The 12,847-nt window shown below is 50.5% G+C and carries 15 protein-coding genes; 4 read left to right on the top strand and 11 right to left on the bottom strand.

From position 1 onward, the window contains the following. Positions 1-322: 322 nt before the first annotated feature. The 11 genes from C1Y43_RS08720 to C1Y43_RS08670 are packed head-to-tail and all read right to left on the bottom strand — an operon-like array spanning position 323 to position 8,590. The gene (locus C1Y43_RS08720) at positions 323-727 is read right to left on the bottom strand and encodes a hypothetical protein (protein ID WP_058770103.1); all 405 of its coding nucleotides are present in this window, start codon (positions 725-727) and stop codon (positions 323-325) included. 11 nt (positions 728-738) lie between these two features. After that, on the bottom strand, positions 739-3,537 hold the full coding sequence (locus tag C1Y43_RS08715) for a conjugative transfer ATPase (protein ID WP_104187958.1): 2,799 nt from the start codon (positions 3,535-3,537) through the stop codon (positions 739-741). After that, positions 3,537-3,953, bottom strand: a complete 417-nt coding sequence (locus C1Y43_RS08710) for a TIGR03751 family conjugal transfer lipoprotein (protein ID WP_104187956.1) — start codon at positions 3,951-3,953, stop codon at positions 3,537-3,539. Before C1Y43_RS08710 ends, C1Y43_RS08715 begins: the two co-directional genes overlap by 1 nt. Beyond that, a complete protein-coding gene (locus tag C1Y43_RS08705) occupies positions 3,940-4,200 on the bottom strand; it encodes a hypothetical protein (protein WP_104187954.1) in 261 nt (86 codons plus the stop codon). Before C1Y43_RS08705 ends, C1Y43_RS08710 begins: the two co-directional genes overlap by 14 nt. Positions 4,201-4,211: 11 nt before the next feature. After that, positions 4,212-5,732: a TIGR03752 family integrating conjugative element protein gene (locus C1Y43_RS08700; RefSeq protein WP_104187952.1), complete on the bottom strand. Its 1,521-nt coding sequence runs from the start codon at positions 5,730-5,732 to the stop codon at positions 4,212-4,214. Beyond that, the gene (locus C1Y43_RS08695; protein ID WP_233209821.1) at positions 5,732-6,625 is read right to left on the bottom strand and encodes a TIGR03749 family integrating conjugative element protein; all 894 of its coding nucleotides are present in this window, start codon (positions 6,623-6,625) and stop codon (positions 5,732-5,734) included. The genes C1Y43_RS08700 and C1Y43_RS08695 overlap by 1 nt, the downstream gene beginning before the upstream one ends. Before the next feature lie 11 nt (positions 6,626-6,636). Continuing rightward, positions 6,637-7,281, bottom strand: a complete 645-nt coding sequence (locus C1Y43_RS08690) for a PFL_4703 family integrating conjugative element protein (RefSeq protein ID WP_058770099.1) — start codon at positions 7,279-7,281, stop codon at positions 6,637-6,639. Beyond that, positions 7,278-7,652, bottom strand: a complete 375-nt coding sequence (locus C1Y43_RS08685; RefSeq protein WP_104187948.1) for a TIGR03750 family conjugal transfer protein — start codon at positions 7,650-7,652, stop codon at positions 7,278-7,280. The genes C1Y43_RS08690 and C1Y43_RS08685 overlap by 4 nt, the downstream gene beginning before the upstream one ends. Before the next feature lie 9 nt (positions 7,653-7,661). Next, positions 7,662-8,024, bottom strand: coding sequence for a TIGR03745 family integrating conjugative element membrane protein (locus C1Y43_RS08680; RefSeq protein ID WP_104187946.1), 363 nt, complete (start codon positions 8,022-8,024; stop codon positions 7,662-7,664). Between the two features lie 12 nt (positions 8,025-8,036). Further along, positions 8,037-8,282, bottom strand: a complete 246-nt coding sequence (locus tag C1Y43_RS08675) for a TIGR03758 family integrating conjugative element protein (RefSeq protein WP_058770096.1) — start codon at positions 8,280-8,282, stop codon at positions 8,037-8,039. Continuing rightward, positions 8,273-8,590: an RAQPRD family integrative conjugative element protein gene (locus tag C1Y43_RS08670; RefSeq protein WP_104187944.1), complete on the bottom strand. Its 318-nt coding sequence runs from the start codon at positions 8,588-8,590 to the stop codon at positions 8,273-8,275. The genes C1Y43_RS08675 and C1Y43_RS08670 overlap by 10 nt, the downstream gene beginning before the upstream one ends. A 475-nt stretch (positions 8,591-9,065) precedes the next feature. Between C1Y43_RS08670 and C1Y43_RS08665 the strand changes: the two genes are divergently transcribed. The 4 genes from C1Y43_RS08665 (at position 9,066) to C1Y43_RS08655 (ending at position 12,754) form a co-directional block, all read left to right on the top strand. Next, positions 9,066-9,323, top strand: a complete 258-nt coding sequence (locus C1Y43_RS08665; RefSeq protein WP_104187943.1) for a DUF1883 domain-containing protein — start codon at positions 9,066-9,068, stop codon at positions 9,321-9,323. A gap of 8 nt (positions 9,324-9,331) precedes the next feature. Continuing rightward, the gene (locus C1Y43_RS23610; protein ID WP_146068651.1) at positions 9,332-9,703 is read left to right on the top strand and encodes a hypothetical protein; all 372 of its coding nucleotides are present in this window, start codon (positions 9,332-9,334) and stop codon (positions 9,701-9,703) included. Positions 9,704-10,154: 451 nt separating this feature from the next. Then, a complete protein-coding gene (locus C1Y43_RS08660) occupies positions 10,155-11,909 on the top strand; it encodes an AAA family ATPase (RefSeq protein ID WP_104187941.1) in 1,755 nt (584 codons plus the stop codon). After that, a complete protein-coding gene (locus C1Y43_RS08655) occupies positions 11,903-12,754 on the top strand; it encodes a hypothetical protein (protein WP_199189149.1) in 852 nt (283 codons plus the stop codon). The genes C1Y43_RS08660 and C1Y43_RS08655 overlap by 7 nt, the downstream gene beginning before the upstream one ends. The last annotated feature ends 93 nt before the right edge of the window (positions 12,755-12,847 follow it).

Raw genomic sequence — 12,847 nt, 5'->3', positions numbered from 1 at the left:
GGTTTATTGAATTTGGCCGCCTGAATCGAGAGACACAATGTCCGCTCTTGGCACATTGCTGCCGTTTAGTTCGGGCTTCGTCATAAGATGTGAGCCATACGCCAATTTTAGTTGGCGATGGTCAGGTAATCTGCAAACGGTCGCCAAGTAAAATGCAAATGGGTAGTCAAGTCAGGTGTAATTACGCAGTCAATAAAGTAAATTTGAAAAGGCTCAACCCGAATGAGTCAAAATAAACGCGGGCTCTATGCCGCCCGCACCCGCAGCCTCCCTGTTTGTCAGACAGCCTGAAACCGCTGCCTGACAAACAGGCAGGGCCGATTTAACTGAACACCTCGCCGTCTGTAACTCTGTCGATCTCCTTCAGCACCCATAACATATCGGTGGCATCCGGCACGCAGATATTCCAGCGCAGACTGCTTTCGAACTCAGCTTCACCAGGCCACAGCGTGTTACCGGTTACTGTGATGAGAATATCCAGTTTTTTCCCGCCGGCATCCGTCAAATGTACCGCCACGCAACTGCGGCGCCCAACGCGGTGAGGGAAGACTGAAATCAGAACCGGCTTATCAAGCCGACTTGTGATCTCGCGCTGCAGTATTTCCAGTGAGACACTGTCGGACTGACCAATTGATGCCGTCCCTTGCGGTGGCACGGTAAAAATGACAGACGCAATCAGCGCCTTATCCGCTACGACCACTGGCGGTGCCATAGTCAGTTTCTTCATGGGTTCCCCTGTCAGATACTCAGTCCGCGATTTTCATCAAGCCGGCGCGCAACGTGAAACGCAGCCTCAAGTTCACTGCAATTTAATTCGTTCATGATTTGTCGTCTCTCGGCTTTCTCTGGTTTTTCAGTCATCCCCAGCGCCAGATAGAGACTGGGGGGAACCGCACGAAAGAGCGCCTGCACCTTCTCTGAAATAATGACGCCTTCAGTATATTTCCGGGGGACCTTCGTCGCTGAAAGCAGCATTTCACGTTGTTCTGCTGTCAGCGTCTTGAAACGGGCAATCTGCTCGACCTCCTGCGGAGGCATTACCAGACAGATCCACCACTCCGCCATGTTCAGCATTTTTTTAGCGGTATCAGGGAAATCCTCGAGGTTCTGGGTGAAAATCCAGAGCCAGGTGCCCAGCTTACGCCACATTTTGGCAATTTTTGTCGCGTAAGGTCCGAGCAGCGGGTTAGTCGTTACGATATGTCCTTCATCAATGGGCACAATAATATCCCTGTCGCTGTACTGATCGCGCTCAGCGATATTGTTGATTGAGTTAAGCAGAGAAATGACCGCAACGGCCATCTGCGCCTCATAGCCCTCACGGGCCAGCGTACCCAGGTCAACGATCGTGACATCAGCCTCTGGCCAAGGGGTGCCTGGACGGTTGAAGAGTTCGCCTTCGAAGCCTTCAGTGAACATCCGGAGCGCCTCGGACATTTCTTCCGCGCGTGAACGACGTGCCGCAGTTCGCTTTTCCCGGCCGTATTCTCCCTGGCTGCTATCCCGGGCAATATTCTGCAACGCAAACATCAGGTCTTCAGGCAACATCTGCCGGCTTTCCTCAAAAGCCGTGCGGGCGGCGATCATGATGGCCTCACGGATCATGCCACGGTCTGCGCGTGTTAATCGTGATTCTTCTGCAGCTTCTCCGCCGGTGATCATCAGGCGGGCGGCAATTTCCATTTCACCGAGTACGTCACGCTCTTCATCCTTATCTTCATCGTCATCAATATCCGGAAGAGCGTCTTCACTGATGATCAGTTCATCCGGTTTTGCCTGCATCAGCAGATGTGAGTCACCGAACGGTGCGAGAGAAATAACTTTACCGGGCTTGATACTGACCCGATGTACGCTCAGTCCCAGGGAGGCGCAGTAATCACCAAACAGGCCGAAGCTGTTGCCTGCTTCTATCAGGAAAATACGTGGGCGATAGATGGCCATCATCTGGGCAAGCTTGACCAGCGCGGTTGCGGACTTGCCGGCACCGGTTGGCCCAAACAGCATCAGATGCGCGTTCTGCGTGCGGTCATTTCTGTTAAGCGGATCGACCGAGAGCGGGCCACCGCCCCGGTTAAAGAAGGTGAAGCCCGGGTTGCCGGTGCCGGTATCACGACCATAGACCGGTGCCAGGCAGGCAAAATGCTGCACGAACATCAGGCGCGTATACCAGTTATGCCGGTCCTGTGCCGGATTAAAGCACATGGGTAATGCGCGCATATAGGTGCTGAGCGGACCGATATCATGCTCCGGGTTAACCGGCTCAAGGCCGCAGTTGAGCAGCTTGCTGCTGAGATCAAGATAGCGCTTATCCAGCGATGGAAGGTCCCGGGCTTTAATCAGCAGGGTAATGGCAGCCCGATACAGTTTATGTTTATTACCCAGGTAAGTGCGGGCTGTGGCGGCATCCTCGCGCGCGCGTAGGGAGTCCACGTTTTCACCCATTGAATCGCGGCTCAGGCGGGCAAAGTTTTCCTCCAGCTTATCCTGAGGGTGAATGACCAGCGTCAGGGCAAGCACGGTGCCCTCAGGCAGCAGGTCCATAATGGCATTGATATGTTCACCGCGTTTGACCTCTCCCGTCAGGTGACCTGTTGAGGGCGCATTACGCAGACGCGCCACGGGAACAGCTTTATGCGCCACATCATCAAACCACCAGACACCTTTCTCCCCGTCGCTGCGCGGGCGGGTGAACCACAGGCTTTCACTGAAATCGTTCAGCAGAGGTAATTCACCCGGCGCATCGTCAGTGTGTTTTGCACAACGATAAAGTGTCGCTTTATCCACCCATTTCGGATCGGGATTGAACCAGCGCAGCAGCCAGCTGTGGATCTGCTCTCCGTTCTGAAGCCGGCACTGGATACCCGCACCACTCATTGCTGAGGTCAGACGATCGCAAACCTGTTTCAGCAACACCTCGGGTGCCATCGGGTCGCGATACGGTGATTCAACCCAGCGGTAAATCACCATACGTGTACGTCTGATCTGGCCGCGCCAGGGCGCACCGGTGACGGCCTCATCCAGAAACAGGCCCTTTTCGCTGGCCACGTTCTGCAGATGCCGCTCCTGCTCTGTCAGCCAGGCTTCCGTAAAAGCCGTTCCCTGAGCATTGGGCTTCACATACCCCCTGATTCCGTCCATGTAGACGGTCAGATCTGACTCGTCCTGGCAGTAAAACTGCACCACCCACTGGTGAGCATCCAGCTCCGGAAGGCTGTCCTGCAGGGCGTTTTCCACCACGTCACGAATTTCATCAAGCCGTGAGTCTGGTCGTCCCTCGGTCCCAACCGGGATCACTTCGTAAACAGCGCCGACCGATACGCCATCATCAAGCAGGATGCACTGGTGCTCAGGAAGATACTCGCCCCACGGGATGTGGTCGATAATGGAAGGCGCAGTATCATACAGCTTAGCTTCATCACGGCGGGTAAGCCGCCCCTCCCGCGTCAGCGGTTCATGCCCGTTAATGGAAAACGGACCATCTCCATACTGATGCGGCGCCTGCGCGTCGGCCCGACGGCGAAAAAGAGAAAAAGCCATTAAAGATCCTCCGTGCGCTCACCAGGCAGCGCATACTGTACCTGGCTGTAAAACGGGAAAACGGTGCTGTAGCCGGGAACCGGCGTATTGCCGTCGGCCAGGTGCGGGAACACGTACATGACCATGTCGGGATTAGGCAGGCGCGGAAACGTCTGCTGAATTTCGTTTTCCTGCGTGCGGCTGTAGCTTTCGCGCGTCTGCTGAGAAATAACGCGTTCGCTGTCCGTAACCGGACGGCGCAGTGTGGTGCGGCTTTCGCCGGTTGCATGTGTCGCAGAGGCGCCATCATTCCAGAGCTCAAGCATGCTGCTGTCTCCGGGCGGCAGCATCTCGTCTTTGGACGTGCTGCAGCCGGCCAGTAATAACGACAGCATCAGTGTCAGAGGCAACACCAGGCGGGGTTTAGCGCTGTGCATTCGCATCCTCCGTCGTTTCAGGGTCCGTAATGACTGCAGACACTCGCATCACCCGACCGTCAGGCAGGGGAAACAGCATATCCGTCTCTTCCCGGGCCAGTTTCTGGCCAACCGCAAACATGGCCCAGTCGGTCACCTCATGGGGAGAACCCCCCCACTTTCCATTATCTTTCCGGACATAACCGGCATACAGCCGTCCACTGAGTGGGGTATACCCCACTCGATACTCAAGGTTGGTGTTTTGCATTGGAATCCCCGTCAGTCCATGCCTGTGCCATTGCCGGCCAGGCTGAAGTCATATTTAACCTTGCGGCCTTTTTCTTCGTAATCGATGGCGAGCTGTCGCGTGATATGCAGCGCCACCTTCTGACCCGGCGGTACATAAATGGCGTCAAATGTCTGTCCGTAGCGGGCTTTCACCCAGTCGATCGTTTCCCGCATGCCGCCGGAAAGCGCCTTGCCCAGCACGGCCTGACCGGCATCACCCGTGAGAGTTGAAGTCACGCCACCGTAGGCGTTGGTCTGTCCGGTATTCTGATTTTCCGCCACGGCATCACCCGCCGCACCGGCGGCCGCAAGTGTGGTGATGGTTGGCAGGTAGGTTGAGGCGTTGCTTTTACGCGTGCCTGAAATGCAGGGAATGCCGTTGTCGTCTGACAGCCAGCCAATGCTGCTGTTATTACCGTTCGCGTTGCCGCTGTTCTGGCTGCCGCCACTGTTCTGGCCATCCGGAGAGGGCAGCGTCCTGACGGTGCCGTCGGTAAAGACAAACGTGATGCTGGTAATAGACCCGCGCACGCACGACAGCGTCCAGTCCCCCGTCGCGGTACCGGACACGATTGCCCCCTGAACATCGGGAAGCTCGATGCCGTTCGCCGTCAGGTTATCCCTGCCAATCATGACCTTGAAAGGATAGGGATCAGTGACTTTACCATCTACGGGAATACGCCCCAGTAAGGCGGTCATCGCCTGACTGCCTACGAGCGTGGAGTTTTCCGGAAGCGTAAATACCGGAACGGTCGCCTTCTGCGCATCCGTAAGCTGAGTCTGAACCATTGCGGTTGCTTTTCCTGCCGCCTGTTTTCCTGCTTCACCCGCTTCGGAAAACGAAGTGGCAAAGGAGAAACCGGTCGCGTTGTTTCTGTTGCTGTCGGTCACCGGCCGGCCGCTTGCATCAACGGATACCCCGTCTCTGGGCTCAATCCACTGCAGGCCATCAGAAGAAGACGATACGCCGGAAGCGCCGCTGTTCAGCCCGCTGTCGTAGCCCAGCCCGATCGGAATATCACTGCCGGGGCTGCTGGTTTTTCCGGATTCCGTGCCGGCACCGCCATTCTGCAGCTGATCCATCAGCCGTTTGACCTGTGAGCTGAGATCCGTGACCTGAGCGCTGAGCTGCTGGCGTTTCTGCGCTTCCTCATTGCGGGCATTGCTCACCGCCTGGCTGATCTGTGCGTCCACGTTGCTGTTGGTGGTTTTCAGGGCTTTATTTTCGTCAGTGAGTTTTTTGTTATCGTCCGCGAGCGAATCAAGACGGTCCTGAACTTTGCGGAAATTTCCCACCACCGTGCGAAGCGTGTCCTGCGGCGTGTCACCCTCGATCCCCGCAGCCTTGAGGTCTTCCGGCGACAGGTCTTTCAGCGCGGAACTGGTTGCGTTGCCTGTCATCGCCGGATGATTTCCGCCCCCTGAGCAGGATTTCACGCCGACGACAATGGCGCCGGCCAGCACCACCGGCACGGCAATTTTAACGATGAGATTAGAGGCAGGTGCTTTCATTATTTTTTTCTCCGCTTACGGCTGTCAGCAGGCTGTTGCGACGGCGGTTCGGCAATGAATGCCCCCTCCGGGCGCCCGGACGTAACCAGATAAAGAACCGTTGTATCCTCGGGCGTACCTGCACGGCCGAGCCAGCGGTGCTGGAAGGTGGCCGTAATAAACTGCCCCTCCAGCGCGCGCGGATCGAGAATCACTTTGCCGGCTGAACGGTTACGGACCTGCAGCGCAACCACGCTGCTGCCCTGCAGGCTCCATGCTGCCATCGGTGTAACGCTGACGGGTTCTGAAGGCATCAGTGTGGTAACAGCGGACGGCAGCTTTAGTGAAACCGGACTGATACCCGGCACCGGTTCAACCGTACGCAGCGGACCATACATGTTCTGAGCCGCATAGCGGGTCAGCACGACAGGCAGAGGAGCATTGAGTTTTGCGGGCTTACGATCCTGCTGAGGAGCATCCACATCCGGCTGCTTCGCCTGACGTCCGGTGCTGTCCCCGTCGCTGCTGACGGACTGCCTGTCACTGGCAGATACGGTGGCCACTTCACCGTCATAGACAATTTTCACGGGTTCACGCGTGGTTTTACCGGGTGCCGCAGAGACATCCAGCAGGATAATCTCCCCGTTCTCTTTGTTCTGCAGCTCAAGTCGCGTTACCGGAAACGCTTCGCTGGCATCAAGATAGACCACGCCGCTGTTGCTCTGGATACGCAGCTTGTTGTTGAGCGAGGGCGGAAAGCCAACGCGCACGTTTTTATTCACAAAAACGATACGCTCCTGGCCCACCGTCAGGGGGACCTGCAGCGGGATACGCTCCCATTTCATCAGCTCGACGGCGTTCGCCATCCAGGGAAAACACAGGCTGACGAGAAAAATGAGTGAATACTTTTTCATCCGGTTTCCCATCACTTTTTCTCCGGCTCAGGCAGGGTGACAGCTTCAAGCCGCTGAGGCGTAGCCGCATAGCAATCCAGCGCCAGCCCAAAGGGATTGCGCTCCGGATCACCTTCCCAGCGCACCACTTTCAGGGGATACCGGACCAGCGCGCGCTTGACCGACTCGGTGTGGTAATACTCGTCTGCCACTAAATCCAGCCGTGCGATCCAGTTGTCCTGATCGAGAATAGTGACGCTGCGGCTGCTGTAGCCCCGGCGGGGAATTTCATACACTACGCGTACGCGGTCCCGGAGTTCATCGCTGTTTTTACGCATCTCTGCGTCTTTATTCAGAAAGTCCTGGCAGGACGGCGTCAGATAAGGGCTCATCTGGGCAATTTTGGCCGGATAATCCACTTCACCATTTTTGGGCCATGAGTTCAGCTGCTGAAAGATATAGAACGCAAAGCTGTATACGGTGGACGGCGGAACCTCCCACCATTTTCGCGTGCTGCCCGATCGCAGGTCCGGTGGGTTATGGATGGTGAGTTCGGAAGGCGCGCGCATCCAGCCAATCCCTGTGACCAGCAGGCCGGCGAACAGCAGCACACAGGCGATGCGAAGCGAAATGATGTGATTATCACGCGCGGTCATACCGTTACGAAACCGGCTCATCGCTCACCTCTCTGCGGCATGGCCCGGGTTCGCTTCATCTCCCACGCCCGGCTGTCGAGTACCAGTGAACGTGAAAGGCGGGCCCGGCAGCGGATTTCCTCCAGCCGCTGCCAGATGTAATTTTCCGGCTTGCCACGTTTATAGCCAGCAATCCAGCCGCCACCCAGGAAGATGACAATGAGCGGCATCAGCAGCATGCAGGTGGGAAATGCCAGCCAGCCGATAAATGGCACCAGCGCCAGCGGCACCGCCAGTGGAATGCCGGCGACGACGCCAATGATGGCCGCCAGAAGAAACTCACCAGACGTGAAGCCTTTCCACACCACGGGCGGATTGTTCAGACGATCAGGAAGGAAGTCGATGACGGCCATGCTGGCTCCTTACAAAATGTCAGAGGCTTTAGTGGCCAGATAGATGACGGCGAGGATGAGAATGATGCCAACCACCCCGTAAAGCAGGAATTCCGTCCAGGAGCCTTTACCCTTACGGATGTCGTGGAAAGAGGTAATGACGGCATGGGCGACCGCGAGGAAGGCCCCAACGCTTATCAACAGCCCGAGTGCCAGCCCGCCCATTTTGGCGTACCCCATCATGGTGTTATAGGTGCCACCGCCACCGCCGGTCGTGGGCTGCTCAACCGGCGGGAGATCAGCAAGCGCCTGACCACTGATGAGAAAACCCGTCAGCAACAGCCCGGCGCGTGCGAATGCAGAGTGGTAAAGCCTGAGTAATGTGGATTTCATTGAGGTGTCCTTTTAGTGGAAAAACAGAAACAGCGTTGCCAGGTAAAGCACGATCAGCCTTACCGCAAGTTCATTGAACTGACGAAACGTCACGGATTTGGAGGCAATCCCGCGATAGGCCTGAACCAGCGCCCAGGCGCAGAACAGAAGAATGACGACGGCCAGCAACCCCAGAATGAGGGTGTTAAGTTGTCCGGGCGTTAGGCTGCTGCCGGTGCCGGCGCTCCACCCGTTCAGTTGCGCGCCGTTCATCGCCATGCGGGTTCCTCAGCACGATACTGGCCGGTAACAGCGGACTGCCGGGATGCGGGTTGTGCCCTGGAGGGTTCCAGATAGGCGGAAATACCCTGCTTCATGGTGGTGATATCGCGTGTCGCCTGCAGATAGTCGAAATAAAAGCGGGCATCCTGAGTCTGGTTTGCCGCGACACGGGCCCGGTCAAGCCCGGCCTGCACCTGATCCAGCTGACGCATGACAAGCGCAAGCTCGTCTTTCTCGGAGGCGTGACACTGCAGAATGGGAAGTGTGGCTATCAGCAGGGCAATGAGGTTTCTGGTGTGACGCATGAGGCTCTCCCGGTTATCTGTTCATCGGGAGAGTGACGCAAAGCAGCGATGCTTACAGCAGGAAAATCTTTATGTCCGGTCGAAAATTTAGGTGTAACTGCACGGGATGATAAATTTACTCAACGTGCACGACTTAACAGTAAGCTTCGTAAATAGAGAGTATCATCGCTCACTAAGAGGTGTACCAGCTCAAACTGAAGCTTAAAGTCTGCTGTGAGCGAAGTGCGAAAGGATGAAATTGTTCTGGCAGCCGAGGGCGCTTTTTAAACATCACCTTGTGTTAATCAATGGAATGCAGATTGATTTAATTAACTCAGCCAGCTAAAATATAAAGGTCGGTGTTGACATGCCACTGCAAAATGTTTGTTTTTCTATCTGGTTACGAATCCATAGCAGCACTATTTACTACTTAAATAGCGAATGGTGTAGTTTATTTTCTTGATATTTAGTAGGTTATTAAAGAGAGCCACTATAAATGAATTTTTTGCATTACAACCTTAATTTAACGAGCGATAATATTGTTGAAGTTACATTAGATAAACAAGCAAATGTACGTCTGATGGATGACCTCAATTTTACAAAATATAAAAAAGGCATGCAGCATCAGTACTATGGTGGACATACAACTAAGTCCCCCGTAAGGTTAACTGCTCCACGTTCAGGACGCTGGAATTTGGTTATCGACTTAGGGGGATATTCTGGGACAGTTAATGCATCAGTTAGGGTTCTTTAGGCATAATTATGACACAGACAACAGAGAAAGGGGATGGATTTACTGTTGCCATTCGCCGCGCAAAACTTGATACGTTAACTATATATGAGATATCTGAAGACGAATTGCTGACTATAGAACGAGGTTCACCGGATTCTATTTATCTTACTATCGCAATTGCTTTGTTATCTTTCGCATCAGCAATTTTTTGTTCATTACTCGTTACGGAAATAAAATCCACGGTTGTTATGATCGTCTATGTGCTAATAGTTATAGTTGGGTTCGTTATTGGAATTATATTACTAATTTTATGGAAAAGAACAGAAAGTTCCGTTTCAGCATGTATAACTGTTATACGAAAAAGATTACCCCCTCCAGAAGGAGAGCAAGCTAAATCATAAAAATTAAGCATGATGTTTTTATTTTTACATCCATTGTAAGCATTAAAACATGGAAGTTTTAATATTAGTGTTAAACAATCTTAATAAACTATTTAAACTCTATTGATAACATCTCAAGTTGTTTATGGTTTTGGCTTTTTGCACAAAACTGATCATAAAGAAGTTAGGTAGAGCAGCTATGATCGACAAGCGTATGTACCGGCATTTGATTACATTAATATAACGAAGGCGTTAAAATAATTTCTTGTTTAAATCCATATGGTTAGGCCACGACTGTACGCAAGAACTCATTCTATTACAACATTTGTTAATACAATCTTTTGGTTATGTACGATGTCTCTGCAAGTTCTAAACGCAGATGGTGACTAAAAATTCGACACGAACGAATTTAAGTGATAAATAAAAGGAAAAGTAGTAATCCTCAACGACTGTCGATTAGAGAGAGGCTAATATGGACGTAATTTATGTAGGAAAGGATAACGTAAAACGGGAGGCGATTCTTAAATCGCATCATACTGTCATCCTGTTACTATTCGACCGATGGGATGACTACGATTACAAGACATCCTTCCCTACATACTGTCAGGTTGATGGCAAACAGATTGAGCTTCCGACACTTAAGATTTTGATCAAAGATCAAATGACGTCTTTCAGTTATCTTGATGAACTTGTCTCAAAAGGATGGGATGGTGTATTCCCTATTAAAGATTTATCCTATATTTCAAATCCGGAAGATATTACTTTTTACGAACTAATAGATGGGCACCTTGGCTTGAATGCTGCCATTGAGGTTGCAGAAATTCTCTGTGATGCGAGTTACATGGTACATATTCTTGAAGATGCCAATAGCTTAGAATTAGTTAGTTCAAATGGCTTTAAGAAGTCACTCCAACGTGAGCGTGGGTCTATTAAAGCATTTCTTGATGGATGGCGTTTTTTAAGCAGACAGGGGATAAGTATAGGCAACATGATCTTTCGCTTTCGGACATCTGCGGGAGACATTCAACCCTTGAGTCTGAACTTTGCTACAGTCACGCCACTGCCACATGATATTAATGTCCTGATTGGTCCTAATGGTATTGGGAAATCACAAGCTTTAATTCAGATTGTCGATGACTGGCTTAAACTGGTTCCGGGTGAAAAAAATGAAGTAGGTTTCAAAGAGGAACCTAATATTAATCAGATAATCGTAGTTTCTTATAGTCCATTTGAGCTGTTCCAACTTGATAGTGAAGCAGTCGATATTAAGAGTGGTAACGAGCGAAAAGATCATGGAGTTTATCGATATTTTGGCCTGCGCACTTATGAAACATTAAAGGGTGCTAAAGGTAAAGGGAATAGAACAATCCGTTTATCTCGACAATGGCCTCATCTTAATGCTGCTTATTCCTTAATATCATGCCTTGAAGATGATCTTAAATACGGTGCAATTACTAATTGGTCTAATAAGGTTTCCACTCTTTATTCTGTGCTCAAAACCGCAATTGATTTTGACGATATCGCCATTGGTGTTTCTGGTTTTGAAGATGTAACTCAATTATTTGAAGAAGGTGTATGGGCACCGGATAGTTCATACGTCATTGTCGATGAGAAAATTGATAGCAATGAGCAACCAGATGTATATATTCCGATTCGTCCGTACCGTATGGATGAACCTGATACAAAAAGATTACGTCAGTATCTCCACGCCCGCACTGGCATTGTTTTCCTTAAGGGAAATTCACCTATTGAATTGAGTTCAGGCCAGCGGCTGTTTTCCTACATGGTTACGAATATCTTGGGAGCAATGCGCCGGAACAGTCTTATCTTAATTGATGAACCTGAACTATTCTTACATCCTACGCTCGAAATTGCCTTCATCCAAATGTTGAAGAAAATTCTCAGTAACTATGGTTCCAAGGCTTTGCTGGCCACACATTCGTTAGTAACTGTGCGTGAATTGCCCCGACATTGTGTCCATGTTTTTGAGCGCACTAATGATGGTTTATTTATTAATCACCCTCCTTTTGAAACATTTGGTGGAGATATACAGCGGATTTCGTCTTATGTTTTCGGCGATAAATCTATTTCAAAACCATTCGAGGCGTGGCTACTAGAAAAGTTGGAAGAGTATGGAAACGCAAAAAAACTTATCGAAGCCTTAGGTGACAACATTAACGAAGAGATGTTAATTCAGATCTATGCAATGGCGGAGGATAAGTGGTGATACGCCTTAACTACCCTCATTTGGATCTAAATGATCTTGAATTACTTGAGCGCATTGTTGAAGAGCGCCAGAGAGGAAAACATCAAGCTTATTTTTCCCAGATCAAAGATGCTTGGATAATGCGAGTCACCAAATATATTGAATTTGGTGGTAATTCAGAGCATATTGAAAAATGGGAAGAGATGGATGACCTATCAGTTCATGGGCGATTCAAAAATCTATATCTATATCCAGGGGATCAATCTGTTCAGAAACCCCTTCTGGAAAAATTGCGAAATCGTGAGTTGGATTATTGCCCGGCATGCGGTGAAGATGGTACACCTAATACTCTTGACCATTATTTACCAAAAGATATTTTTCCTGAGTTTTCTGTTACCTTAGTAAATCTTTTCCCAATGTGTGATATATGCCAAGGAGCAAAAAGCGTTAAGATAAATGATGAGGAAGGTAAACGACTTTTCATTCACCCTTACTTTGATAATTTCATAGAACAACAAGTGCTTATTTTGGATATTCGTGAGCCATTTAATGCACCTTCTTCAATTGAACTTTATCCTCACCCTGATATTGATAGAGAGTTGCAAGGGTTGATTTCGAGACATATAACAGAATTAGAAATACATGCACGCTACTATCGTTATTTTCAGATCAATTATTTGCGATTACTGCGTCTTGTGGGAAAAATGCGCCATAAAGGTTTGAATGTAAGGGGAAGACTTGAAAATTTTCGTGATATGGCTCTAGAAAAGTCTATTAATTCCTGGGGTTATATTTTCTATGACGGCGTGCTACGTAATGAAAATCTAATAGAGTATTTGTCCAATGAGGTATTGCCAGTGGTATGAGTTAAATTATATTTTATATACTAAAGATGAAGATATTCACTACAGTTAAGCATTCAAATTATTGGGACGTCTGTTTCTGGCACTTAACCGCCT

It is taken from the genome of Pantoea sp. ICBG 828 (assembly GCF_002928355.1).
GTDB classification, from domain to species: domain Bacteria; phylum Pseudomonadota; class Gammaproteobacteria; order Enterobacterales; family Enterobacteriaceae; genus Pantoea; species Pantoea dispersa.
This window is presented reverse-complemented; position numbering and strand designations above follow the sequence as displayed.